The 26,478-nt window shown below is 60.9% G+C and carries 20 protein-coding genes; 5 read left to right on the plus strand and 15 right to left on the minus strand.

The annotated features are described in order from the left end of the window. The first annotated feature begins 10 nt into the window (after positions 1–10). A complete protein-coding gene (locus CFter6_RS12970) occupies positions 11–934 on the plus strand; it encodes a LysR family transcriptional regulator (protein WP_061540280.1) in 924 nt (307 codons plus the stop codon). Here the strand turns inward: CFter6_RS12970 and CFter6_RS12975 are convergent. Continuing rightward, positions 888–1,796: a pirin family protein gene (locus CFter6_RS12975; RefSeq protein WP_236904257.1), complete on the minus strand. Its 909-nt coding sequence runs from the start codon at positions 1,794–1,796 to the stop codon at positions 888–890. The two genes, CFter6_RS12970 and CFter6_RS12975, sit on opposite strands and share 47 nt — an antisense overlap. Before the next feature lie 35 nt (positions 1,797–1,831). Beyond that, positions 1,832–2,566 (minus strand): isochorismatase family protein, encoded by a 735-nt coding sequence (locus CFter6_RS12980; protein WP_061540282.1) that lies wholly within the window; start codon positions 2,564–2,566, stop codon positions 1,832–1,834. Positions 2,567–2,721: 155 nt separating this feature from the next. Here CFter6_RS12980 and CFter6_RS12985 point away from each other — a divergent pair, with 155 nt between their 5' ends. Beyond that, entirely contained in the window at positions 2,722–3,642 is a 921-nt protein-coding gene (locus CFter6_RS12985; RefSeq protein WP_061540283.1) for a LysR substrate-binding domain-containing protein, read from the plus strand. A 210-nt stretch (positions 3,643–3,852) separates the two neighbouring features. Here CFter6_RS12985 and CFter6_RS12990 read toward each other — a convergent pair whose 3' ends face one another. The 6 genes from CFter6_RS12990 to CFter6_RS13015 form a co-directional block, all read right to left on the minus strand. Further along, complete coding sequence (locus tag CFter6_RS12990) at positions 3,853–5,343, minus strand: efflux transporter outer membrane subunit (protein ID WP_061540284.1); 1,491 nt, start codon at positions 5,341–5,343, stop codon at positions 3,853–3,855. 11 nt (positions 5,344–5,354) lie between these two features. Beyond that, on the minus strand, positions 5,355–6,497 hold the full coding sequence (locus tag CFter6_RS12995) for an ABC transporter permease (protein WP_061540285.1): 1,143 nt from the start codon (positions 6,495–6,497) through the stop codon (positions 5,355–5,357). Beyond that, on the minus strand, positions 6,494–7,495 hold the full coding sequence (locus tag CFter6_RS13000) for an ABC transporter ATP-binding protein (RefSeq protein WP_061540286.1): 1,002 nt from the start codon (positions 7,493–7,495) through the stop codon (positions 6,494–6,496). Before CFter6_RS13000 ends, CFter6_RS12995 begins: the two co-directional genes overlap by 4 nt. After that, positions 7,492–8,472 carry an HlyD family secretion protein gene (locus CFter6_RS13005; RefSeq protein ID WP_061540287.1) on the minus strand — a complete coding sequence of 327 codons (981 nt, stop codon included), beginning with the start codon at positions 8,470–8,472 and terminating at the stop codon, positions 7,492–7,494. The genes CFter6_RS13000 and CFter6_RS13005 overlap by 4 nt, the downstream gene beginning before the upstream one ends. A 14-nt stretch (positions 8,473–8,486) precedes the next feature. Beyond that, a complete protein-coding gene (locus CFter6_RS13010; protein ID WP_061540288.1) occupies positions 8,487–9,176 on the minus strand; it encodes a TetR/AcrR family transcriptional regulator in 690 nt (229 codons plus the stop codon). Between the two features lie 175 nt (positions 9,177–9,351). Beyond that, positions 9,352–11,310, minus strand: coding sequence for an SPFH domain-containing protein (locus CFter6_RS13015; protein WP_061540289.1), 1,959 nt, complete (start codon positions 11,308–11,310; stop codon positions 9,352–9,354). Positions 11,311–11,906: 596 nt separating this feature from the next. Here CFter6_RS13015 and CFter6_RS13020 point away from each other — a divergent pair. Further along, complete coding sequence (locus CFter6_RS13020; RefSeq protein WP_150118743.1) at positions 11,907–13,196, plus strand: TCR/Tet family MFS transporter; 1,290 nt, start codon at positions 11,907–11,909, stop codon at positions 13,194–13,196. A 3-nt stretch (positions 13,197–13,199) separates the two neighbouring features. On the opposite strand, the gene CFter6_RS13025 is transcribed toward CFter6_RS13020, so the two are convergent. The 4 genes from CFter6_RS13025 to CFter6_RS13040 all read right to left on the minus strand — a co-directional run bounded on the left by CFter6_RS13025 (position 13,200) and on the right by CFter6_RS13040 (position 19,031). Then, positions 13,200–14,342, minus strand: a complete 1,143-nt coding sequence (locus CFter6_RS13025; RefSeq protein ID WP_061540290.1) for an acyltransferase family protein — start codon at positions 14,340–14,342, stop codon at positions 13,200–13,202. A gap of 114 nt (positions 14,343–14,456) precedes the next feature. Continuing rightward, positions 14,457–15,824 carry a sigma-54-dependent transcriptional regulator gene (locus CFter6_RS13030; RefSeq protein ID WP_061540291.1) on the minus strand — a complete coding sequence of 456 codons (1,368 nt, stop codon included), beginning with the start codon at positions 15,822–15,824 and terminating at the stop codon, positions 14,457–14,459. Further along, positions 15,824–17,608, minus strand: coding sequence for a sensor histidine kinase (locus CFter6_RS13035; protein ID WP_061542360.1), 1,785 nt, complete (start codon positions 17,606–17,608; stop codon positions 15,824–15,826). The genes CFter6_RS13030 and CFter6_RS13035 overlap by 1 nt, the downstream gene beginning before the upstream one ends. 76 nt (positions 17,609–17,684) lie before the next feature. Then, positions 17,685–19,031, minus strand: coding sequence for an MFS family transporter (locus CFter6_RS13040; protein WP_061540292.1), 1,347 nt, complete (start codon positions 19,029–19,031; stop codon positions 17,685–17,687). Positions 19,032–19,474: 443 nt separating this feature from the next. On the opposite strand from CFter6_RS13040, the gene CFter6_RS13045 reads away from it, so the two are divergent. After that, a complete protein-coding gene (locus tag CFter6_RS13045) occupies positions 19,475–19,684 on the plus strand; it encodes a SlyX family protein (protein WP_061542361.1) in 210 nt (69 codons plus the stop codon). Between the two features lie 21 nt (positions 19,685–19,705). On the opposite strand, the gene CFter6_RS13050 is transcribed toward CFter6_RS13045, so the two are convergent. After that, a complete protein-coding gene (locus tag CFter6_RS13050; RefSeq protein ID WP_061540293.1) occupies positions 19,706–21,529 on the minus strand; it encodes an aminopeptidase P family protein in 1,824 nt (607 codons plus the stop codon). A 219-nt stretch (positions 21,530–21,748) separates the two neighbouring features. Between CFter6_RS13050 and fusA the strand changes: the two genes are divergently transcribed. Beyond that, positions 21,749–23,869 (plus strand): elongation factor G, encoded by a 2,121-nt coding sequence (fusA, locus tag CFter6_RS13055; protein WP_061540294.1) that lies wholly within the window; start codon positions 21,749–21,751, stop codon positions 23,867–23,869. Positions 23,870–23,915: 46 nt separating this feature from the next. Here fusA and ribA read toward each other — a convergent pair whose 3' ends face one another. Both ribA and CFter6_RS13065 read right to left on the minus strand, forming a co-directional pair. Next, positions 23,916–24,590 carry a GTP cyclohydrolase II gene (gene ribA, locus CFter6_RS13060; RefSeq protein WP_061540295.1) on the minus strand — a complete coding sequence of 225 codons (675 nt, stop codon included), beginning with the start codon at positions 24,588–24,590 and terminating at the stop codon, positions 23,916–23,918. 225 nt (positions 24,591–24,815) lie between these two features. Beyond that, positions 24,816–26,141, minus strand: coding sequence for a reverse transcriptase family protein (locus tag CFter6_RS13065; RefSeq protein ID WP_061540296.1), 1,326 nt, complete (start codon positions 26,139–26,141; stop codon positions 24,816–24,818). Positions 26,142–26,478 lie beyond the last annotated feature (337 nt).

Genomic DNA, 26,478 nt, shown 5'->3' on the forward strand with positions numbered 1-26,478 from the left:
AAAGTTAATAATGAATGCACTCTCCGACCTGGCATTTTTTGCCGCCCTGGTGAAGACCGGCAGCCTTGCGGCGCTGGCGCGCGAGCTCGGCGTTACCCCGCCGGCGGTCACCAAACGGCTGGCCAATCTCGAGCAACGCCTTGGCGTACGCCTGCTGAACCGCACTACCAGGACCATGAGCGTGACGCACGAGGGCGAGATTTACCTGGCGGACGGCGCCCGCATCCTGGCCGACATCGAAGCGCTGGAACGCACTATCGGCAGCAGCCGGGCGCTGCCCAAGGGACTGCTGCGGGTGAATGCCAGTTTCGGTTTCGGCCGCAAGCATATCGGCCCCGCCGTATCGGAATTCAGCAAACGCTTTCCTGATGTGGAAGTGCAGCTGCTGCTATCCGAACGGCCATTGAGCCTGGCCGACCAGGCTTTCGATATCGGCATCCGCATCGGCGAGTTGCCGGATGCGCGCATCATTGCACGCAAGATCGCCGCCAACCGCCGCCTGCTGTGCGCCGCGCCGGCTTATCTGAAGCAGCATCCGGCGCCGGCCTCGCCGCGCGATCTGCAGACCCACGCCTGCATCGTGCTGCGGGAAAACGAGGCCGCCTACGGCAGCTGGCATTTAAGCCGCGGCAAGCGCCAGGAGACGATCAAGGTGCGCGGCGCCCTCAGCAGCAACGATGGCGAAACCGTGCTGGCGTGGGCGCTGGCCGGCCATGGCATCTTGATGCGCTCCGAATGGGATGTCGCTCCTTACCTGCGTTCCGGACGCTTGCGCCAGGTATTGGAAGACTGGGCACTGCCCCCATCCGACATCTTTGCGGTCTATCCGGAGCGCCTCAACCTGTCGGCCAAGGTCAGCGCCTTCGTCGACTTCCTGGCGGCGCGCTTCAAGTCGCATCTTTTGCCGCGGAAAGATGGCCAGCCAGGCTGGTAGGCAGCTCCAGCCGGCCGAACTCGCCGCGCCGGTAAGCCCGCAGCCGTTCGTTCATCTGCTCCAGGGTATTCATTACCAGCGGCCCGTGCTTGACCATCGGCTCCGCGAGCGCAGGGCCGGACAGGATCACGAAATGGGCAGGATCCGCTGCTGCCAGTCTGACAGTGTTCGCCTCGCTGGTTCCCAGCGCCTGGCCCGCCGTCAGCTGCTGGGTGCAGGCAAAAGCGTCCATGCTCACGCCAAGCGTGCCCTGCACCGCATAGATCATCGCGTTCCAGCCGACCGGAACGGTATGTTCAAAGGTGCCGCCCGCTTCCAGAAAGCCATCCAGCAGCGTGAACGGCTGCGGCAACTGCGCCGGCGAATGCAAGCCCTGCGATTCGCCTGCCACCACCCTGACCCGCACGCCCGGCGCCTGGAACACCGGCATGTCGGCGGCATCCACGTGCACCGCATGCGGTGCTATCATTTTCTGGATAGCCGGCAGATTGACGAAAATCTGCAAGGCATGCACATGCGGATTCTCGCCTTCCGGCTGCTCGGTATGCACCGCGCCGCGTCCGGCTACGAACCAGTGCAGGTCGCCGCCATGGATCGGTCCCTGGTTGCCGAGCGAATCGTAGTTGTGGTGAGGGCTGGCGGAATCTTCAAATACATAGGTCACGGCCGAGATGCCCGCGTGCGGATGCGGCTCGAAGGTCGGCACTGTCATGTGGAAGTGGTCCAGCATGACGACCGGATCGATCATCCCCTGGAAATCGTTTTCCGCAAAATGGATGGCGTTGAAGCCCTGGCCGATGCGCATCTCATGGCCGGCGACCACCGGCGAGACGGATATTTTCTTGCTCATTTGCATTCTCATGTGGATTCTCCTGCTCCCGATGAAGGACGGCTGCCTTATTGCTTGCTGAACGCACTGTGCAACTGCCAGACCAGGCTGGCGAACGGCATGTCCAGCGCTGCGTAGACCTCCTGCGCCTTCGGATCGGTGTTGTCCCCCAGCATTTCCACCGCCGCCGTCGCATAGTCGGTCACCGGCACGCCGGCTCCGGCCAGCCGCTGCAGACCGACAGTGCGCTTGGCGTCATTGAATGTGCCTGAGGCGTCCAGCACCACGCGCGCATCGTAGCCGGCGGCCTTGGCGGACAAGGCCGGGAAGGTTGCACAGACTTCCAGCGACACGCCGGCGATCAGGATTTGCTTGCGCCCGGTTTTACGGATCGCCGCTTGCACCTGCGGATCCTGCCAGGCGTTGACCACGTTGCGGCTGATCACCGGCACGCCTGGCAAGGCTGCGCGCAGTTCCGGGATGGTCGGCCCCCACATGCCATCCGGCATGGTGGCCGTCATGATCACGGGCACGCCCAATGCCTGCGCCGCCTTGGCCAGCGCCACCACGTTGTGCCTGAGCTCGGCGACAGGCATGTCGCGCACGCCCGTGAACAGGCCGACCTGGTGATCGACCAGCAGCAACACGGTGTCGTTGCGCGATTGCGGCGTCAGATAGGCGTTGCTGCTCTGGACCTGCGTGCCAGCCGCGGCAACCGGGGCGGCTGCGGCAACATTGGCCGCAAATAGCGAGAAAGCCAAGGCGGCGATGGCGCCAGCCCGGATAAATTTGCTGTTTTTCATGTAATTCTCCTGTGGATGGAAACGGTTTTGGTGAGCGGCGATTTATTTTCTTTGCCCGCAATGAATGGTGCGCTTGCAACGATTATTAAAAAAGGTGCAAAATAACAACCCATCGTTTCACTGGCGGAACGATAAACAGCAAAGTGCTCACCTCTATGAATCCTTTAGCAATCGACCTGAACGACCTTTATCTGTTTGCCCAGGTAGTGGAGCGGCGCGGCTTTACCGCAGCCGGCGATGCGCTGGGGATCCCGAAATCGCGCATTTCGCGCCGCATCACGCAACTCGAAGCGCGCCTCGGTGCGCGCCTGCTGCAACGCACTTCGCGCCGCATGAGCCTGACCGAGGCCGGCCAGGAACTGTACCGCCATTGCGTCACCATGATCGCCGAGGCCCATGCCGGCGAAGATGCGGTGCGCAAGCGCCTTGGCGAACCGGTCGGCACGGTGCGCGTCAGCTTGCCGATGGCCATTGCTGACATCGCCTTGCCGCGCCTGCTGCCGCGCTTCATGCAGCAATTCCCCAAGGTGCGCCTGATGGTCCAGGCCAGCAACCGCCAGATCGACCTGATTGAAGAAAACATCGATGTAGTGGTGCGCGGCACCGGCGTCCAACTGGAATCGTCGAGCCTGGTGCAGAGCAGCCTTTGCTCGGTGCACTGGATGCTTGTGGCCAGTCCGCCATACCTGGCGCAGCATGGGCCGATTGCCGACCTGGCGGCGCTCGCCGGCGTCGACGTCTTGCACTATGCGCCGTTGAGCGACACCGAAGCCAGCTGGCGCCTGCTGGGACCGGATGAGGCCAGGCACCAGGCGCCGATCGGCAAAGTCAGGCTGCAAAGCGACAATTTGTCCATATTGAAGCAGGCGGCGCTGGCCGGCATGGGCGTCGCCAGCCTGCCACGTTATGCATGCGCCGCAGAACTGGCTGCCGGCAGCTTGCTGCCGGTGCTGCCGGACTGGCGTCCCAGGGCCGGGTATCTGGTGGTGCTGTTCCCGTCGCGCCGCGGCCTGGCGCCGGCGGTTAGGGCATTTGTCGATTTTCTGAAAAACGAGTTGCCGGCCGTGCTAGCTTAGCCAACGACAGCCGCCGAAGGCCTGCCAGCACATCAACGCTGCCGGACCGAGAATATCCGTTGCTGTCTCTACCAGCCCCGACTCAAGGTATCCTGCACGCACACACCCTCCAACACCTGGCTCGGCGGCGTGATACTGAACGGCGTGAAATTACGCCCTTCTTGCTACAGCATGCGGGACGGAAAATACCGGCAAGTCAACTACTACTGATCAGGGCTGATCGGACGCCACAGTATTCCACCAGCCGCCGCCCAAGGCTTGCAGCAATGCCGCGGTGTCGGCATAACGCGCTGCTTGCGCGACAGTGCGGTCCAGCTCGGTTTGCAGCCCCTGGCGTTGCGCATCCAGCAAACTGAGATGGCTGACGCCGCCCGCCTGGTACTGGCGCGAGGTGATCGCCAGGCTGCCTTGGGCATTCTCCGCGGCTTGCGCCCTCGCCTGCAAAACCTTGGCGTCATTCTCCAATGCGCGCAAGCTGTCCGCCACCTGCTGCAAGGCCTGCAATACGGTCTGCTGATAACTCGCCGCCGCGGCGTCGTAGGCGGCAACGGCAGCACGTTTCTTGGCGCGCAATTCGCCGCCATGGAATAACGGCTGCATCAGCTTGAGGCCGATGTTCCAGACGTTGAGGCTGTCGGCCAGGTCGGCGATCCGGCCCTGCTCCGTTCCGACGCTGCCGGACAAGGTGAGCTGCGGATAAAGATTGGCGCTGGCCACGCCGACCTGGGCGCTGGCCTGGTGCAGCGTTGCTTCGGCCGCGCGGATATCGGGCCGCTGGCGCGCCAGTGTCGAAGGCAGGCTAAGCGGCAGCCTGTCGGGCAAGGTCAGGCTGTCCAGCTCCAGCGGTGGCATGTCGGCCTGCGCCGGCGCCCTCCCCAAATAGACTGCAAGCTGATGGCTGGTTTGCGCTTGCTGCTGCAGCAGCGCCGGCAACGCCGCTTCGCTCTGCGCCACCAGCGTGCGCTGGTTCTTGAGATCACGTTCGGCGATGCCGCCGGCGGCCAGGCGCTGCTCCATGATGCCGAGCTGCTGACGCTGCAGTTGCAGCATCTGTGCTGTGCTGGCGATTTGCGCATGCAGCGAGGCATGGCGGATGGCCGCAGTCACCACATTGCCGGCCAGCGTCAGCCGCGCCGCCTGCAATTCGGCGGCCTGGTTGTCCACCTGCGCCTGCAAGCCTTCCAGCAAACGCGTATTGGCGCCAAAAACATCGACCGTGTAGGAAACATCGAGAGAGGCGTTATACAGCGTAAACGGCCCTGCCTGCGGCACATTGGGAATGCCGAGCGCAGCGGTATCGATCTGCTGGCGCACTCCGCCCAGTTGCAGGTCGACCTGGGGATAGCGGGTAGCGCCGACCTGGCCGCCCAGGTTTTCGCTGGCCTGGCGCAAGGCAGCTTTTGCCTGCATTATTGACGGGCTGTTGGCCAGTGCCTCGCGCACCAGCGCGTCCAGCTGCGGCGAATGGAACAAGGTCCACCATTGCGCCGGGATGTCCATGCCGGCATTGAAATGCTGGGCGCCGCCGCCGGTTCCCGTGCTGGAAACAGTCGCCAACGGTTGCAGACCCGCCGTGTACTGCGGTACGGCAGGCGCTGGCGGCGCCTGGAAATCCGGACCAGCCGCACAAGCAGCCAGCAATCCGGCCATGCCCAGGCATGACAAGGATCGGCGCAGCGGATAACTCATGATTGTTTTCATCCCGGCATTCCTCAGTCCAGAGTACGCCGGTAAAAGCGCAGCGCAATACCCATCACGATCAGGGTAAACAACATCAGCGGCCAGACATTGGGCCAGAGGTCAATCCAGCCGTTGCCCTTGAGCAGGATGCCCCGTATCAAGCGGTTGAAATAAGTCAGCGGCAGCAGGTTGCCGATGAACTGCGCCCATTTCGGCATGCCCTGAAACGGAAACATGAAACCTGACAGCAGGATGTTCGGCAAGAAATAGAACATGGTCAGCTGCATCGCCTGCAGCTGGTTTTGCGCAATCGACGACAAGGTGATGCCGACCGTCAGGCTGGCTGCAATGAACAGCAGCGCCGCCAGGTAGATCGCCAGCACGCTGCCGGCAAACGGCACATGGAACATGAAGCGTGCGCCGAGCAGGATGATGCTGGCCTGGATCAGGCCGATGGCGATATAGGGCATGATCTTGCCGGTCATGACTTCCACCGGCGATACCGGCGTCGCCAGCAGGTTTTCCATGGTGCCGCGCTCTCGCTCGCGGGTCATCGACAAGCCGGTCATCATCACCATCGTCATCGACAGGATCACCCCCATCAATCCCGGCACGACGTTGTACTGGGTCACGCCTTCCGGGTTATACAGGCGCTGCACCTGCACATCGAAAGCCGGCGCGCCGCCGCTGAACCTGGCCAGCGCGCCCTTCAGGTCCTTGTTGGCCACCGATTGCACCAGTTGCGGCAAGGCTGCCAAAGCCATGCCGGTGGCGGTAGGATCGGTGGCGTCGGCCTCGACCAGCAGCGCCGGCCGTTCGCCGCGCAGCAGGCTGCGGGTGAAATCGGCAGGAATGTTCAGGACGAACAGCACTTTTCCTTGCGCCAGTGCGGTACGGCCGGCGGCCTCGTTCGGCAGTTCGGCGACGATGTCGAAATAATCGGACGCTTTCATGGCGGCGATGAAGGTGCGTGTGAATTCACTGTGGTCGGCGCTGATGACGGCAGTCGGCATGTGTTTCGGATCGCTGTTGATGGCGAAACCGAACAGCAGCATCTGCATGATCGGAATCACCGTGATCATGCGTACCGTGACACGGTCGCGCATCAGCTGCAGGAACTCCTTGAGCACGATGCTCCACCAGCGCGAGAATGAGAAACCCGAAAACCCGCTCATGGCTGGTCTCCGAAATTGTCGGCCGAACGGTTCATCATGTAGATGAAGACGTCTTCCAGGCTGGTGTCTATCTGCTCCATGCGCAAGCCTTGGCCCTCGGTCATCTGGCGCAAGGTTTTCTCCAGTAGCGCGGCGTCCTTGCCGCACACGTGCAAGGAGGTGCCGAACACCACCAGCTGGTCTACCCCGGGCTGGTTGTGCAGCTGCTGGGACAGGCCGACCAGCTTGTTGTCGTGGATATCGCTGTCGCGCTTGTTGTAGATGGCCCAGGTAGTCAAACCCTGCCCGGCGACGACTTCGGCGGCGGTGCCTTGCACCAGCAGCTGGCCGTAAGCCAGGTACGCCAGTTTGTGGCAGCGCTCGGCTTCGTCCATGTAATGGGTGCTGACCAAGACGCTGATGCCCTCGGCCGCCAGCCTGTGCAGCTCTTCCCAGAAATCGCGGCGCGCGGCCGGATCGACGCCGGCGGTGGGCTCATCCAGCAACAGCAGTTCCGGCTGGTGCAGCATGCTGGCAGCCAGCGCCAGCCTTTGTTTCCAGCCGCCTGACAAGGAGCCGGCCAATTGCTTGGCGCGGCTGGTCAGCCCAAGTTTTTCCAGGCTCTGGTCGACCACTTCCTTGCGGTTCTTCATTTCATAGATGCGGGCGACGAAATCCAGGTTCTCGCGAATGCTGAGATCGTCCCAGTAGGAAAACTTCTGCGTCATGTAACCGACCCGGCGCTTGATCTCGCCGCTTTGCTTGATGATGTCGAAACCCATGCAAGTGCCATGGCCCGAGTCGGGAGTCAGCAAGCCGCACATCATGCGGATCGAGGTGGTCTTGCCGCTGCCGTTCGGTCCCAGGAAACCGAAGATCTCGCCGCGCCGCACCTGCAGCGAGAGATCCTTCACCACGTGCTTGCTGCCGAAGTGCTTGTTGATGCGGTCGACATCGACCACCAGGTCGCCATTGGTTTTATCGGTTTTGTCCGCACTGCTGCCGGTCGCCGCCGTCATGGCAGCCTCACTTCCAGCGGCTGGCCAGGATGCAGCTTGGGGGCGTCGGCCGGGGCCGGGCGCGCTTCTATCATGTAGACCAGCTTGGCGCGCGACTGGTTGCTGTAGATGATGGGCGGGTTATATTCGGATTCGGTCGAGATATAGGAAATGTGCGCCGCAACGTTCGCCTGGCAGCCGTCGCAGCCGAGCGTCACGGCCTGGTTCACCTTGAGCCGCCCCAGCACGGTTTCCGGCACGAAAAAGCGGATCTTCACATTCTCGGGCGGCAGCATGCGCAGCACCGGATTGCCGGCCGCGACCCATTCGCCTTCGCGGTACATGGTGTCGAACACCAGCCCGCCGCGGGTCGCCGTGACGTTTTTTTGCGCCAGTTTCCAGTCGGCCTGCTCCAACACTGCTTGCGCCGCTTCGACCTGGGCCTGCTGCGCCCGGACCTGCGCCTCACGGTTCGGCAAGCGATCTACCGCCAATTGGCTTTGCCATTGCCTGACTTGCGCAGCGGCAGTCTCCGCCGCCGCGCGCGAATCGTCGAGTTGCTGCTTGGCGATGCCGCCGGCCTGGAACTGGGCCTGGTCGCGGCTGAGCTGGAGCGCAGCCTTGGCAGCTGTCGCTTGAGCCTGGGCCAGTTGCGCGCGCGTTACTTCCTGCTCCTGCGGCCGCTTGCCGCTTTTGATATCGACCAGCTGCGCCTCGGCTGCATTCAGCTGGCGCCGGGCCTGGCGCTGGGCGGCGATCTCATCGCCCGACTCCAGCATGAACAGCGGCGCGCCTGACGCCACCTGCTGCCCGCGCAAGACCGACAGGCGATCGAGGCGGCCGGCTTGCGACGAAGCGATATAGACATACTCGCCTTCCACATATCCCTGCCAGTCGTTGTCGTTGCTCGGCGTGCATGCTGTCAGCGCCAGGCAGCTCGAAGCCGCAAGCACAAGAGTCGAAGACCGCAGGAAACGTTTGGCAAGGCTGGGCGACATGGGATTTTCCTCTGCTATTCGTCGGTAAGCGGATCGTGGCTCGGAACAGTCGGCAGCGCCAGCCCGTGCAGCAGCAGCGCCGTGACATGCCGCTTCAGGCCATCCTTGTCGAGCAGCGCTACCTTATTCAAGGGCGGCGGCAAGACCGGCCCGTTCTTCAAGGTGCGCGCCATCGCCAGCGGCAGCATGGTCAGGCCCAGCACCGAGATAAAGATCAGGGCAGGCTCCAGCCCCGGGTTGATGGTTCCGGCTTGCTGGCTGCGGCCGACGTTCCCGGCGAACGCGGCCAGCTTGGCCAGCGGCACCCGCTGCACCATGCGCTCCCGCAGCTCGCCGCCGTCGCTCAGGACTTCGCGCACCCACAAGGCCGGTATCCACGGCATGATTTCAGTCGTCGCGATCATGCGCTCGACGATGCCCATGATCATCTGTTCCGGCGGCTCGTTGCCGGTGACCGGATCCCAGATGCTGTTGACGAACAGGCATAGCCGCTCATCGACCACGGCCTCGATCAGCTGGTCGCGGTTCTTGAAGTAGTAATGCACCATGGCTGGAGTTACCCCAGCCTGGCGCGCAATCGCCGCCACCGTAGTCGCCGCGACTCCCTGCGATGAAAACAGCAAGGTGGCGGTATCGAGCAGTTTTTCGCGCGAATCCTGGTCCGACGCCAAAGGACGGCCACGCGCTGGCGATGTTCTGGTCATGCACCAATATTAATCAATGCATTAATTAATTACAAGGGCAGATACCCAGATCGAGATTCAATAAAAATCGGATAAATTACATTAATAATGTAATTTATCCGTTTGATTTAATACTATATTTTTAAATTTCTCTGGCGATTACCGCGACCGCTCATGAAATCATGCGCGCGGTGCCTCATTGTGCCTCATTGTGCTTCAGCGACTGCGCCAGCTCGCCAGCCTTCAGCGATCCCATCAGCGACAGCAACGTATTGAACGCATTGGTGTCACCGCCGCCGCCCATCTGGATCTGCGGCACCAAAGGCACTTTTGACGTTTCAAACGCTTCAGCCAGGCGCAGCATCACGGTCTGCATCAGCTGCTTGTCGGCGCCCTCTCCTTGCAACGCTTCGGACTTGGCCTTGATCGCCGAGGCTTCCGCCTCACCCACCGATTTGATCGCCGAGGCGCGGCCGGAGCCTTCCATTTCCTGCTTGAATTTTTCCGCGTGCGCCAGCGCCTCGATCTCCTGGCGCTTCTTTTCCGCAGCTTTCACATTGGCCGAACCCTGGTTTTCCTTGATCGAGATATCCACCAGCGATCCGGTCAGCTCCTTCTGCTTGGCGGCGCGCTGTTCTGCCTCGTTGAGCTCGCGCTCCTTGTCGGCGGCAATCTGCTTTTGCGCAAAAGTCTCTACCTGTTCCCGCGCAATCTGGCGGTCGCGCAGCTGCGCCATGATGTTTTCGATCTTGGTATCGCCGGGTTGCGGTTTGGGCGTGCCGATCAGCACTTCCTGGAATTCCAGCGAATAAGCCTGGAAGCGCTCCTTCATATCGGCCGAAGCATTGGTCTGCAGCTCGCTGCGCGACTGGATCAGCTCAATGAAGGTCTTGGTCTGCGAGACATTCTTGAAGTACGAAGACACCATCGGATCCAGCGTTTGCTCCACCAGCTGCGCCACGTTGCCGAAACGCTGCACCACCATCGGCGCCTTGCGGTAATCGATGTGCACCACAACCGACAACGGCAATTGCGGCTCGAAGGCATCCTTGGTGATCAGGGTGATTTCGCGCAGGTTGTTGTCGAAGTTGGAACCGCTCTCGCCAGATTTCCACATCAGGACGAAGTTGGTGGTCGGAACCAGTTCGATCTTGCCTGCGTAGGTATTGAAGGCATACTTGCCTGGCATGAGCGGATCACGCCAGACGCCGCGGCAGCCGCTTTCGACCAGTTCGCCATGGCTATATTCCTTGCCGGACAAATCGGAGCCTTTGCGGCCGGTGTAGGAAACCACCACCCCCACATAACCGACCGGAATGATGGTCTTCTTGATCAACTCGACTGTCGCAAACAGGCGGTTGATGTAATAAGTACCCTCCACCAGCACCCGCTCCTGGCGGCCGCGCAAGCCGCTCGCAGCCAGGAATTTTTCCGGCTCCTGGAACGAGTTGTGGCTGTCGCCTACATCCGGCGCCAGCAATTCGTCTTTCGGCAGCCCTGGACCGTCCTGCACCGTCACGATGGCCAGCTGGTCCGAATCGTGGGTGCCGGCGACTTCCTTGAGCACTACCGGGGTAAAGCCGTTGCGCTCGTCCAGCACGCCGCGCATCTGCTCGTAGTAAGCCTTTTCCTTGGCGTCCAGCGACAGCGAATAGGTCGCCTCTTCCGTCATGACGACAAACAGGGCCGGATTGATGATGTGCGTGCCTTCACGCAGGATCTTGCGTTGCGGTCCCTTCTGGCCGCCGCCTTCAAGGAAGGAGCGGACGTCGCGGAAATCCTGGACCTTGGCGTTATCAGCCAGCGTCTGCCCGGCAGGCAGGTCGATGCCGTCGCGCGCAAAAACATAGCCGATCTTGCCCTGCGTGACAGAAACCATGGGATGGATATGTACCCGGAACTGGAACGGCGCAAAAAAATGAAAACCGCCGCGCCTCAGCTCAGGCTGAAGGCCGGCCTCGCCATGCAAGGCCAGCAAACCGGCTTTGACCGATCCGCTGGAACTCCACAGTTTCTCGACCACGCCGATCCGGTCGTTTGGAATGTATCGGATGATGCCCGATACCGAAAAAAACACCGCAAGCACAATAGCCACTGCAACCAGAATGATAAGCGCCATGGGCAACCAGCCCAGGCTTGAGAATAGATTAGACATACCGTTTCTTTCTTTATTTTTATACGACTGTTTTCCCTGCCGGCGCAATATCCGCCAGCCATCCTGCCACGGGGATCCATGGCAAAATCATTTTCATTACTCTCTGGGATTGGAGAAGTCAGGAATTTCCGCTGTTGCCCGCTACGATTGCAGCTGCCGAATAATTCTGTAACGCCGGGCAGGAAATTTCACTCCCGGATAAATTTTTTATTTTAGCCATACGCCTTCCTTTTTATCGTCAATAAATGTCCAGCGAATCACCCTGAACATCCAGGCAAATGAAGCGAGGACGAATTGATTCTGGACCTTAAAATGGAAGACTGCTACTGATTTCGAGCAACGGCGATTCGAATGTTTCTTCAGTCACGGTGGGGTGAATTACTGGTATTCAGACACGATATCTCTGTTTTTCGAGGCAAATGCCGAGAGAAGCTATTCAATCGAACGGATTTGGGCCGACATGCGTCCAGATGGCACATGATGACGCCTGCAAGACCGCATTTTAGATATGATGGCGAATGCCGATACGGCAATCCTGCAACACAGCCGACGCCGGCCGCGCAAAAACAGCAAACCACCTATCGGAGCGGCAAAACGTGACCAACCTTAAACTCCCTGCCCACGGACAAGCCCGTACCGCGGCCATGCCTTTCATCATGCTGACCGTCCTGATCGACATGATCTCGATTGGCCTGATCATCCCGGTGCTGCCGGTGCTGGTCGGCAAATTCACCGGCTCGCAAGCCGACCAGGCATTCTGGTATGGCGCGGTGGCTTTCGCTTTCGGCATCGCCAATTTTTTCGGTTCGCCTATCCTCGGCGCCCTGTCCGACCAGTACGGCCGGCGGCCGGTGCTGCTGCTGGGATTTTGCGGGCTGGCGCTGAATTTTTTTGCCACCGCGTTTTCGACTGCGCTGTGGATGCTGATCGTGGTGCGACTGGTCGGCGGCGCCATGCAGTCCAACGCGGCGGTATGCAATGCCTACGTGGCCGACATCACCCCGCCGGAGCAACGCGCCAAGCGCTTCGGCATGATAGGTGCGATGTTCGGCGTGGGTTTTATAGTCGGCCCGGTGATGGGCGGTTTGCTGGGCGCGGTCAATTTGCGCTTGCCGTTCATCGTCGCCGGCAGCCTGGCCTTGCTGAACCTGATGTACGGTTATTTCGTGCTGCCGGAATCGCTGCCGCGGGAGCGGCGCCGCAGCTTCGGCTGGCGGGCCGCCAATCCGCTGGCCTCGCTGCAAGCCTTGTCGCGCCTGAAAGCGGTAGGACCGCTAGTTGCCGTGATTGCCTGCAACGGCCTGGCGCAATTCATGTTGTTTACCACCTGGGTGCTGTACACCACCTTCAAGTTCGGCTGGGGGCCGCTGGAGAACGGCCAGTCGCTGGCGGCGGTCGGCATCATGTCGGTGATCGTGCAAGGCGTCTTGCTGGGGCCATTGCTGAAACGCTTCAGCCCGCAGCGGCTGGCGGTGATCGGGCTGGTCTCCTCCACCGCTGCCTATATCTTGTGGGGCGCCGCCAGCCAGTCGTGGATGATGTATGCGGTGATTTTCGCCAATATATTCGGCGCCACGGTGAACGCCTCGATCCAGAGCATCATTTCCGGCGCGGTGGATTCGCACAGCCAGGGCCAGACCCTGGGCGCCGTAAGCTCGCTCAACAGCCTGATGGCGGTGATCGCGCCGGTTATCGGTGCGCCGTTGCTGGGTGCAGTGTCGCACCTGCCCAAGGGAGACTGGCGGATTGGCGCGCCGTTCTACTTTTGCGCAGTGCTGCAGCTGGCCGCGCTGGTGCTGGCTTTCCTGCATTTCCGGCGCCAGCGCCGCCAACGCGCAGAGGCCGAGCCTGCGGGTGCTGCGCTGAAGACCGAGGATGTACTGTAATTTTCAGGCGGCGGCGGGAACCCGCAATGACGAACCATGCTCCGGCGCACGTGCGGAAAGACGGCTGAGCGGGATCTCCACCCAGCGATAGAAAATCGCGCCGGCGGCAAGGCTGGCGGCCCAGGCCAGCACCATGCCGCCCGCCTGCAGCAGCGGCCGCGCCGGCACGAACTTGGCGAACGCCGCATTCACGACCAGGCAGACCGGGAAATGCACCAGGAAGATCGAGTAGGAAATCCGGCCGAATGACCGTATCCAGGCAAAACGCTGGCGTGACAGCAGTACGCCGCGCCGGCTCACCAGCACCAGCGCACAGGCCACCAGCAAGGCGACGGCGATGCGGCTGCGGAAATCGATCGCCAATGCATACAAGGTCGGCAACAAAATCGCCGCCAGCAGCAGCGCCACCACAGCTGGCCGCCGGCCCAGGTCGCGCGCCCACCAGGCAATCACGCCCAGGCCATAGCTGCCGAAGAAATACGGCGCCCAGGCGTCCCAGGCGGCATCGCGGTTGAAATAGAACAGCGAGGCGCTGACGCCGGCCACCACCAGCAACGGCGCCAGCCATGGCATGGCGCGCCGTCTGGCCAGGCCTCCGGTCAGCCATAGCAGCATGGTCAGCAACGCATACAGCTGGAAATCGATGGCGACGTACCAGGCGCCGGCCGAGATCGATTCGTAACCTAATATGGAGTGCAGCAACAAGGCGTGGGCGGCCAGTTGCATGGCCGTCGGCATGGCGGAAATGGAGTAATGTGTCATCCACAGCGCGGCCCAGGCAGAGGCGCCTATCGCCAGCACGGTCGCCACCAGGAACGGCGGCACCAGCTTCATGTAGCGCCGCCACAAGACACGCAGCGGATCGGAAACGGTGGAAACGCCCTGCGGCGACAAGGACTTGGCAGCCAGGAAGCCGCCGACCACCAGGAATACCTGCACCGCGATGCGGGCGTAAGCATCCAGCCAGTCGATCAGAACCGGCGCCACGGGACGCACATGGTCAGCCATCGGCCCGTAGAACGCCAGATGGTGCAAGACAATCAGTTGTGCCGCAATGACCTTGAGCAGGTCGATAAAGCCGAATTGGAAACTGGAACTACGGTCTGGTGCTTTGGATGAGCTTGATAGCAGCGGTGAAACGCTCATTGTTACATCCATGTTAAAAAAGATGCCAATGATAAAGATTCAAACGCGCTTGTCCAGCAGAATAATGTTTTGTAACATTTCCCACATTCAACAAAATAATTTGTCGAAACGATATTATTCGGTGCGCTCTTGCGCCTTGCCCACGGCCAGCTGGTATTTCTTGATCTTGTCGTACAAGGTTTTTTTGGGCAGGCCCAGGCGGTCCGCGGCGATGGCGACGTTGCCGCTGCTGGCATTGAGCATCTCGGTGATCAGCATGCGCTCGTAGGTATCCAGCTGCTGCGGCAGCGGCACGCCGTTGGCGACGGCGCCGCTGTCCTGGGCCGCAAGATCGGCCACCCCTTCCGCCACTCCCAGCACCAGCCGGTCGGCAAAATTGCGCAGCTCGCGCACGTTGCCGGGCCAGTCGCGGGTTTGCCATTGGGCCATCTGCGCCAGCGTCCATTGCGGCAGCGGCCGCTGGTAACGCAGCGCGGCGCCCTGGATGAAGTGCGCCAGCAGCAGCGGAATATCCTCGCGCCGCTCATTGAGGCGCGGCAGGTCGATGCTGACCACGCCTATGCGGTAATACAGGTCTTCGCGAAAACTGCCTTGCGCGCTCATCTGCAGCAGGTTGGCCTTGCTGGCGGCGATGATGCGGCAATCGATGGCGATCGGCTCGTTGCCGCCAAGCCGCTCCAGTTTCCGCTCCTGCAGCACGCGCAGCAGTTTCACCTGCAAGGCCAGCGGCATGCTTTCGATTTCATCGAGGAACACGGTGCCGCCCTTGGCGTATTCCAGCTTGCCGATGCGCCGTTTCTGGGCGCTGGTGAAAGCTCCCGCTTCATGGCCGAAAATTTCGCTTTCGAATACGGCTTCCGGCAGCGCGCCGCAATTGATGGCGACAAACGGTCCTTTGCGGCCGCTGGCGACGTGCAGCTGGCGCGCCACCACTTCCTTGCCGCTGCCGGTCTGGCCGTTGACCAGGATATCGACCATGGTCGGCCCGACGCTGCGGATCATGGTGCGCACCTTTTCGATCGCTGCCGACTGTCCGATCAGGCTGGGCATGTCGGGATGCGCCACCCAGGCCGCCTTGAGGCGCCGGTTCTCCAGGATCAGGCTGCGTTTTTCCTGCGCCCGGTGGGCGGTTTCCATCAGCCTTTCGGCGGCGAACGGCTTTTCGATGAAGTCGTAGGCGCCGGCGCGCATGGCGTCGACCGCCATGCTGACATCGCCGTGGCCGGTCACCACAATCACTGGCAGGTCGGGATCCAGCGTCACGACCTGGGTCAGCAGCTCCAGCCCGGAACGGCCCGGCAATCGCACGTCGGTGACAATCACGCCGGCAAAACCAGGGCTCAGCCAGGCTTGCGCCTGTTCCACGCTATCGCAGGGATGGACGGTAAACCCGCCCAACTCCAGCGTCTGGGCAATCGCTTCCCGCACTGCCTGTTCGTCCTCGATCAATACTGCTTCCAGCGTTGCCACCCCTACCTCCATCAAGACTCTACGGTTTCCAGCAAAGGAATGCGCAATACGAATTCGGCGCCGCCATCGTTATGGTTATTCGCCGTCAGGCGGCCGTTCATCGCCTGTACGATGGAAGATGAAATGGCCAGGCCCAGGCCCAATCCCTTGCCGGACGGCTTGGTGGTGAAGAACGGCTCGAACAGGTGCAAAGCCACCTGGGCCGGAATGCCGGGCCCGGAGTCCCTGATCCGGATCACTGCCTCGCCTCTCTCGCATTCCAGTACCAGGGAGACGGTTTTTTGCTCGGCATTATCCACTGCGTCCAGCGCGTTGCGCAACAGGTTGATCAGCACTTGCTCGGTACGCACCGAGTCGCCGACTACCCAGGCGGCCTGGCGGATCTCGATCTGCAGGCTGGTTCCGTGGGTCTGGAATTCGTTGTGCAGCAACAAGGCTGCTGCTTCTATCGATTTCGACAAGTCGATGGCGGCCACCGCTTCATGGCTCTTCCTGGAAAAACCGTTGAGCTGCCCGACGATCTTGCCCATGCGGCCGCTGGCGTTGCTGATATGGCCGAGGTTTTCCGTGGCCTTGTCGGCCTGCCCGCGCACCAGGAAAGTCATGGCGTTGTCGGCAAACGCCCGGATCGCCGCCAGCGGCTGGTTCAGTTCATGGGCGATGCCGGCCGCCATTTGTCCCAGCATGGCCAGCTTGCCGGCCTGGATCAGCTTGTTCTGGGTGGAACGCAGCAGATGTTCGGTTTCTTGCAGCTTGGCGTATTTCGCTTCCAGCGTGTGGTTAGCCACCATCAGTTCCTGCGTTCGTTGGGCGATGGTCCGGTCCAGGTATTCGGCCGACACCAGCCGTTCTTCCAGGCGGCGCCGGCGCTGATACAGGGCCCACAGGAAAATCCCGGCTATCGCCAGCAGCAGCGCCGCCGCCAGGGTCCACAAGATGGCGATGCGGGTGATGCGCGCCTGCGACGGAAACAGCATCAGCTGCCAGCCCAGCGGACCGATACCGCGCGTGACGTGCTGGCCGAACCCTGAACTCTGCGGCTGCGGCAAAGAACTGACCGGGCTGATCGTCCGGTCGGCATATTGATGGGTACCGGTAAGGTCTTGCTGCACCGCGCCGTTCAGCGGATACAGGCTGTGATACTTCCATTCCGGCCGGTTGCTCAGAAAAACCACGCCGCTGCTGTCGACCAGCGTAATCGGATCTTCGCTGCTGCGCCAGGTATGCTCGAATTCGGTCAGGTCTATCTTGACCGCCATCACGCCCAGCACTGCGTTTTCGCCATGGGCGGCGGCGCTGGCGTAAATAGGCTGGGCGATGAAGTAACCTGGCACGTTGGTGGTGTTGCCTATGCCGTAGAAGCGTCCAGGATTGCCTTTGATCGCCTCCTTGAAGTAAGGACGGAAACCAAAATCCCTGCCGATAAAACTGGTATCCGAATCCCAATTGCTGGAAGCCAGCGTCAGGCCATTCCGGTCCAGCATGAAGATCGCCACCACCTTGGACTGGCGTTGGATCAACTGCAGCGTCTGGTTCAGGCGCTGGATGTTGAGCTTGTCGTCCGGTCGCGCCAGCGCTTGCGACACATCCGTCTGGAAGCCGAGGGCAAACGGCAAGGTCTCGAACTTCTGCAGCACCGATTCCAGATCGAGCGCGATGATTTGCAGCTGCCGTTCGCTGGCCTCGCCGATGTCGCTGCTGGCTTTCCTGGACGCCACGACATAAGTCGTCAGCACTACGCCGACGGCGCAGACAGACGCCAGCACGATTAAAACAAGCGGCTTTCTCGCTCTCAACATCACTAGCAGACTTGTCATGGCAGCCGCCCGAATAAAAAAACCGGCGGCAGGCGGTACTGCTGCCTGCCTGTATTCAACGTGATCCTGCTGGTGCGCCAGCGGGCGCATGCGGTTCAAGCGGAACGTCTTTGAGATAACCTTCCTTGCTCGGATCGCGCATCTTGTAGGCCACGATGAAAGCCAATGCGCACATGCCCGATACGTACCAGTAGAAAGTCGATTCGCTGCCAGCCTTTTTCAGCTCCAGGGCGACCAGCTCGGCCGAACCGCCGAAAATCGCATTGCCCACCGCATAAGACAAGCCGACACCCAATGCGCGTACTTCCGGCGGAAACATTTCGGCCTTGATCAGGCCGCTGATCGAAGTATAAAAACTGACGATCGCCAGCGCCAGGATGACAAAGCCGAACGCCGCATAAGGATTGGTCACATCTTTGAGCGCATGCAGGATCGGCACGGTAGCCACGGTAGCCAGCGCGCCGAACCAGAGCATCGAAGTGCGGCGGCCGATCTTGTCGGACAAGGCGCCGAACAGCGGCTGCATCAGCATGTAGACAAACAGCGCCCCGGTCATCACGGTGCTGGCGGTCTTGGCATGCATGCCGGCGGTATTCACCAGGTATTTCTGCATGTAGGTGGTAAAGGTATAGAAAATCAACGAACCGCCGGCGGTGAAACCAACCACTGTCAGGAATGCCCTCTTGTGTTTCATCAGGCCTGCCAAAGTACCGGCATCCTTGTTTTTACGGGTTTCCGCGGTCGAGGTTTCGCTCAGCGATTTACGCAGGTAAAGAGCCACCAGCGCGGCGGCGGCTCCCAGCACGAAAGGAATGCGCCAGCCCCAGGCGTGCAGTTGCTCGGTGGTCAGGACCTGCTGCAAGATCACCAGCGCCAATACTGCCAGCAGCTGGCCGCCGATCAAGGTCACATACTGGAACGAAGCAAAAAAACCGCGCCGCCCTTCCAGCGCGACTTCGCTCATGTAGGTGGCGCTGGTGCCGTATTCCCCGCCTACCGACAAGCCCTGGAACAGGCGCGCCAGCAACAGCAGCAGCGGCGCCGCGATGCCGATGGTCTCGAAAGTCGGCAGGCAGGCAATCATCAGCGAACCGCCGCACATCATCAGCACCGAGATCATCATCGCGGTGCGCCGGCCATGCTTGTCGGCGATGCGGCCAAACAGCCAGCCGCCGATAGGCCGCATCAGGAAACCCACCGCAAAGATCGCTGCGGTATTGGCTAGCTGCGAGGTGGCATTGCCGCTGGGGAAAAATTTCGGCGCAAAATAGATCGCGCAAAACGAATAGATATAAAAATCAAACCACTCGACCAGGTTGCCGGACGAGGCGCCGACAATGGCGAAGATGCGTTTGCGAGTGTCCGCAGCGGCGGCATGGTCGGACGGATGAAGCGTGGACATGGTTGTCTCCTGGTTTTAATGTTTTTGTGCAATCCAAGTACACATGCAGCTTGCGTGCAAGCTACATCATGCCACCTGGAAGGCACAACAGGCAAAGGGGATTAGCGAATAGAGTTAAGGCGAGCTTGGACCGAAGATGGCGAAACTATTGCAACAAGGCAAGATTATCTCATTAGGCATTTATGTCTCCTGTGATTTGTATTTTTATACAAGGTATCGCAGGCTTCGTGCCAGCTAGAATGAAAAAGCTAAGTGTTTGATTTTCCGGAAAAATTTTTGAAGAAAAACAGATCGCCGGCAATTTTTGTGCGGAAATCCGGAATTCAGGCCCCATGCAGTCCGGATATCCGCCCAGCCAGTTTCGCTCGGGTAAACATGGCAAGCGACGCCAGGCAGCATTATTGCGCTACCATCTGCGCTGCCATAAAAAAGGAAACCGCAACATGAACCAGGAAGACCGCATGGTCGATATCGAAATCAGGCTCGCCCGCCAGGACGACATGCTGGACGAGCTGAACAAGCTGGTATATCGGCAGCAACTGAAAATAGACCAGTTGGAAGCGCTATGCACGGCGCTGGCGCGCCGGATCAAGGATGCTGCCGACAACAGCAATGCGGGCCAGGTTGCCAACGAACGGCCGCCGCACTACTGACTAATGACCTGACCGCGAACCTTACAACGGCTGGGTCCGGCTCTCCAGCCATTGCTTGGCGTCGCCTCTCACGTGCGGCGACAGGCGCGCCCTCACTTCGGCGTGATAAGCATTGAGCCAGTCGATTTCGTCGCTGCGCAGCAAGCTGGCGTCGAGGCAGCGGGTATCGATCGGACACAGGGTCAGCGTCTCGAAACGCAGGTATTCGCCAAATTCGCTGGCCGCCGCCGGCTGGTTCAGCACCAGGTTTTCAATCCGCACGCCCCAGTTGCCGGGCCGGTAAATGCCCGGCTCAATCGATGTGATCATGCCTGGCTCCATCGCGGTATGCGCATCGGGCGCGGCGCTGCCGGAAATGACTTGCGGGCCTTCATGCACATTCAGGAAATAACCGACGCCGTGGCCGGTGCCATGGCCATAGTCGATGCCGGCGGCCCAGATCGGCGCCCGTGCGATCGCATCCAGCAGCGGTGATTTGATGGAGCGCGGAAACTGCGCCGACGACAGCGCAATCACGCCCTTCAGCACCAGCGTGCAGTCGCGCTTTTGCGCCGCCGACGGCTGGCCGATCGGCACCATGCGGGTGATGTCGGTGGTGCCGCCCACATACTGGCCGCCGGAGTCGATCAGCAGCAAACCGTCGCCGCTGATGGTGGCGTGCGATTCGGCGCTGGCCTTGTAGTGCGGCATGGCGCCGTTGGCGTTGAAGCCGGCGATGGTGGCAAAGCTGGGGCTGACAAAACCCGACCGGCGCGCGCGGGCGGCAGTGATGTGGGTATCGACCATCAGTTCGGTGACGGTCTCCGTGCCCAAGGCTTGCTCCAGCCAGGCGAAGAATTCGCACAGCGCGGCGCCGTCCTGCTCCATGGCGACGCGCACATGCGCTACTTCGTCGGCGCTTTTGCGCGATTTGGCAAAGGTTGTCGGATTGATCGTTTCCACTACCTTGACGGCGGACGGCACCGCTTGCCGCAATCCCAGCGTGACGCGGCGCGGATCAAGCAACAGGGTCGGCAGCAGCGTGGCATCGGCGGACAAGGCCCCCAGCGCTTCAGCCGCTTCGGCATAAGGCGCCAGTGCGACGCCATCCTGGCTGAGCAGCTCGCGCAAGGCCGGCGGAACTTTGCCGTCGGCGACGAACAGCGTGGCGCGTTTTGGACCGATCAGGGCGTGCGCCAGGAATACCGGGTTGTAATTGACGTCGGCGCCGCGCAGATTGAACAGATAAGCGATATCGTCCAAGGTAGAAATGAAGTGCCATTGCGCGCCGTGCTGCTGCATGGCCTGGCGCAGCTGTTCCAGCTTGGCCGCGCGCGACAGCGGCGCATGCGATGCCTGGTGCTGGTACACCTCGGCCATCGGCAGGCCCGGCCGCTCGCTCCAGATCTCGCCCAGTATGTCGAGATCGGTGCGCAGGCTGCTGCCGCCTTTGGCCAGGGCCTGTTCCAGCGCACGTGCAGTGGCCAGTCCCAGCACCGCGCCGTCGACTGCCAGCGTTTTACCGGCCGGCAGGTTGGCGGACAGCCAGTCGAGGTGCAGCAGGCTGTTGCCCGACGGTGTTTTCATCAGCACGATTTCGGTGCCCGCCAATTCCGCTTCCGCCTGCGACCAGTAGCGGCTGTCGGCCCACAGGCCGGCGAAGTCGGCGGTGATGATCAGGTTGGCGACCGAGCCGGTGAAACCCGACAGCCATTCCCTTCCCTTCCAGCGCCCCGGCAAGTACTCGGACAAATGCGGATCGGCCGATGGAATCAGGCAGGCGTCGACATTGTGGCGCTGCATGGCGGCGCGCAGCTGCTCGATGCGCGGTGCGGAAGTATTCTGGGAAAAGGTTCGGGAGTTCATAGAGGGCGGGATGAAATAAGCGTTTTAGGTGGATGGATTCACTTGCCGTTAAGCCGCCAAGCATACCACCGGGAGGGGAAAAACGGGGTCTTACGACGGGGTCTTGCGACGGCGCCTTCCATCGGCGCGCAACTGACAATCGAAAAAACGAGTAAGCTCACACGTCACAGTAGCTGTAAAAAATTCTGATCATCATAATTTCTCCCAGAGGAAATCGTCATGACTCGCAAAACCCCTATCGAGCGCTATCGCAATATCGGCATCAGCGCCCATATCGACGCCGGCAAGACCACCACCACCGAGCGCATCCTGTTTTATTCCGGCGTCAGCCACAAGATCGGCGAAGTGCATGACGGCACCGCCACCATGGACTGGATGGAACAGGAGCAGGAGCGCGGCATCACGATCACCTCGGCCGCCACCACCTGTTTCTGGCAGGGCATGGCCGGCAATTACCCGATGCACCGGATCAATATCATCGACACCCCGGGCCACGTCGACTTCACGATCGAAGTCGAACGTTCGATGCGGGTGCTGGATGGCGCCTGCATGGTCTATGACGCCGTCGGCGGCGTGCAGCCGCAATCCGAGACCGTCTGGCGCCAGGCCAACAAGTATGGCGTGCCGCGCCTGGCGTTCGTCAACAAGATGGACCGGGTCGGCGCCGATTTCTTCCGCGTCCACCAGCAAATCCGCGACCGCCTCAAGGGCAATCCGGTGCTGGTGCAGATCCCGGTCGGCGCCGAAGACAATTTCCACGGCGTGGTCGACCTGGTCAAGATGAAGGCGATCATGTGGGACGACGCTACCCAGGGCGTCAAGTTCGAATACATCGATATCCCGCCGGAGCTGCAAGCCAGCGCCGAGGAATGGCGCGGCCGCATGATAGAAGCGGCAGCCGACGCCAGCGACGCCATGATGAAAAAATACCTGGACGGCGCCGACATCAGCGAAGAGGAAATCAAGGACGCACTACGCCAGCGCACCATCGCCGGCGAAATCGTGCCGATGCTGTGTGGCAGCGCCTTCAAGAACCGCGGCGTACAAGCATTGCTGGATGCAGTGATCGATTTCCTGCCGGCGCCGACCGACATCCCGCCGGTCAAAGGCCATGACCAGGATGACCTGGTTGTCGAAAGACGCGCCAGCGACGATGAAAAATTCTCCGCCCTCACCTTCAAGATCATGACCGATCCGTTTGTCGGCCACCTGAGCTATTTCCGGGTCTATTCCGGCGTGCTGATCTCGGGCGACGTGGTGTTCAATCCGAACAAGGGCAAGAAGGAAAGGATAGGCCGCGTGCTGCAGATGCACGCCAACCACCGTACCGAAATCAGCGAAGTGTATGCGGGCGACATCGCCGCCGCGGTCGGCCTCAAGGAAGCCAGCACCGGCGACACCCTGTGCGATCCGGGCAGCATCATCACCCTGGAAAAAATGGTGTTCCCGGACACCGTGATCTCGCAAGCGGTAGAACCGAAGACCAAGGCCGACCAGGAAAAGATGGGCATAGCGCTCAGCCGCCTGGCCGAGGAAGATCCGTCATTCCGGGTCAAGACTGACGAGGAATCGGGCCAGACCATCATTTCCGGCATGGGCGAACTGCACCTGGAAGTGCTGGTGGAACGCATGCGGCGTGAATTCGGCGTCGAAGCTACCGTCGGCAAGCCGCAGGTGGCGTTCCGCGAAACCATACGCAAGGTGTGCGAATCGAGCGAAGGCAAGTTCATCAAGCAGTCTGGCGGCCGCGGCCAGTATGGCCATGTGGTGCTGAAAATCGAACCGCAGGCGCCGGGCAAGGGATTTGAATTCGTCGACGCCATCAAGGGCGGCACGGTGCCGCGCGAATATATTCCGGCGGTCGAGAAAGGCGTACGCGAAACCCTGGCTACCGGCGTGCTGGCCGGCTATCCGGTGGTCGACGTCAAGGTCACGCTGTTCTTCGGCTCTTCGCACGATGTCGATTCCAACGAAAACGCCTACCGCATGGCGGCGTCGATGGCGTTCAAGGATGGCTGCCGCAAAGCCAGCCCGGCCTTGCTGGAACCGATGATGGCGGTGGAAGTCGAGACGCCCGAGGAAAAAATGGGCGACGTGATCGGCGACCTGTCGTCACGGCGCGGCATGATCCAGAGCATGGACGACATCCCGGGCGGCGTCGGCAAGATTGTGCGGGCGGAAGTGCCGCTGGCGGAAATGTTCGGCTACTCCACCACCCTGCGTTCGCTGACCCAGGGGCGCGCCACGTATACGATGGAGTTCAAGCATTATGCCGAAGCGCCGGCCAATGTCACCGATGCAGTAGTGAACGCCAAGCATGTAGGGGCGTCCAGGCATTGATGCCTGGTTTGGCCGGAGCTGTCGCTCCGGCCAAACCATCGTTTGACTACAGCTCGTTTTCGTCGAGGTCGTGTTCCATGCCGTCAATCGGCAGCAAGTGGCCCAGTTTCGCCGCCTTGGTGTCGAGGTAGCGGGTATTGAACGGATTGCGGTTGAGAATGAGGGGAATCCGCTCGACCACGGTAATGCCGATTTTCTGCAGGGCTGCTACCTTGCGCGGGTTGTTGGTCATCAGCCGCAAGGCTGTAATGTCCAAGTGCTCCAGCATGGTTTCGCAAATGGTGTAATCGCGCAGGTCGGCGGCGAATCCGAGTTGCTGGTTAGCTTCCACCGTGTCCGCGCCGCCGTCCTGGATATGGTAGGCGCGCAGCTTGTTGATCAGGCCGATGCCGCGCCCTTCCTGGCGCAAATACAATATGGCGCCGCGCCCTTCCGCGGCGATCTTCTGCAAAGCCCCTTCCAATTGCGCGCCGCAATCGCAGCGCTGGCTGAACAAGGCATCGCCGGTCAGGCATTCGGAATGGACGCGCGCCAGCACCGGCGCGCCGTCGTTGACTTCGCCCAGGGTCAGGGCCAGGTGTTCTTTGCCGGTGGCGTGTTCGATAAAGGCATGCAGCTGGAAGGTTGCCCAAGGCGTCGGCAGCGCGCAGGAAGTCACATACTCCAGTTTTTGGTCGGCTACGGCGGCAGCTAGGCTGCTTTTGTTATTAGTGGTGCTCATCAGATAGATTTGTGGTGAATAAAATGCATGGCATTGTATAAATGACACATGCGTTTCGGTTTTAACATTGCTTAACATGCCATCGCTAGCCATCCATTTTACGAGCATTCCGAAAAACACGTATGACGCGCCGGTGGCCGTAACCGCCAGGGCCGGCGGATAAATTAACTGGATAACAACAAAAATCCAGACGGAACCGTAAAACCGACGGATTTGCTAGACAGCCTAGGAGCCGGGCCATGAGATTTGTTCAAATAACCGATGCAAACGCTTGCCGCGTTGCGGGTTCACCATCTGCGCATACGAGACCCGGCCGGCCAGGAATTGCCGGTAGTTGTCTCGTCCCTCCCGGTTCTGCGACGCCGGGCCGTGGCGTATGCAGTTTGTCAGCGCGGCCTTCAGCTTGTCGAATTCCTGGCGCGGGATATTGGGATGGCGGTTAACCACGATGCCGGTCACCTGCTGCCGGACGCCGCTGCGCATCATCCTGGTCTTCCTGGCGTTGACAGCAAAACCCTCTTCCAATGCAATTGCCGCCACTTGCACATGGAAACGGTCCATCGCCCGTTCCAGCCCGCTCTCTCCGGAAAACACCAGGTCGTCGGCGTAGCGGCTGTAACGGGCATCAAGCGCCGTCGCCAGAGCCTGCAAGCGCATGTCCAGCCGGTAAGCGCATAAATTGGCAAGCGCCGGCGAGCATGGAGAGCCTTGCGGCAGATGGCGTGTGCGCAAGGCCTGGCGTTCTTGCCAAGGAATTTTTTGACCCGGCTGATTCAGCACGTTGCCCGGGGTCCGGTATGTGCACAGGCGGGAAAGCAAACCGGCCACTTTAGGCGGATAACCAAGCTTTATAAATAATGCGTGGACCCTGGCCGCCGGAATGCTTGGAAAAAAATCCTTCAGGTCCATCCGTATCACCACACGCTTGCCGGCATGCAGCGCCGCGTGCGTCACACATGAATGGCCGCGGCGGAAGCCGTGCGCCGCCTGGTGCAGCGGGATCCGGTCGAGCAAGCCGCGCAGTACCTGGGTTTGCATGGTGCGCAGGTGCGGCTTGGGAATTTCGATCAAGCGCAGCCCGCCGCTGCGTTTTGCTATCCAGCGATGGTGGTAATGCTGCAGGGCTGTCGTCGTCGCCTGACTGTTACGCCATTGGTCGGCGAACCAGTCCAGCTCGGACGGCGTTACTTTCAGCCATTGCGCCAGATCGGCAGCGGTGGCAAGCACGGGCAGCGCCAATGCGGACAACCACGCCGGCGGCTCAGCGGCAACAGGCGGGTCGAGACAAAAATGCCGGACCTGCGGCGGCTCGCTGTCCAGCCATGCGTCGGCAAACCCCTCGTGGGCCAGGATCAGCGCAGCCAGCTCGGTGCGGCCATGGCTATGCAGCTGTTCTCCGGTCTGTTTGTGGATGGCCCGGCACAATGAAGGAATCCAGCGCCATTTCTTGCCCAGCGCCCACCTGGCACCTTGCAGCATGGCGTCAAGACTCGCTTCGCGCGCGAGGAAGGTGTCTGCCAGGGCTAAAGCGACGAAAGTTTTTGGATTCATCAGGTTAAGGTAAACGAGGCGGCGGAGAGCCTTCAACCAGTCCCGTCATGCGTGAGCATATCTGCACCGTGGTGCAGCGCCGCTCATGCGTTGCATTGCCAAGCCAAAATATCCCGCGGGGTAGCCCCGCAGAGGCGTTCCATTACACGAGGTAACAGCGCGCCGGCTTGAAGGGTCCGCCGCCCGGCCACACTATGTGAATATAGTAGAAGTGTCAACTGGATTTCCCCGCGCCGGCGGCCCGCCATCCTTGCCTGGGCAAGCTATGATTTCAACTATCTGTCGGTGCCGGCGCAGATTATTGTTAGAATCATACCTACTCAATTTTTTAGCTACT

This window comes from Collimonas fungivorans (genome assembly GCF_001584145.1).
Lineage (GTDB): Bacteria > Pseudomonadota > Gammaproteobacteria > Burkholderiales > Burkholderiaceae_D > Collimonas > Collimonas fungivorans.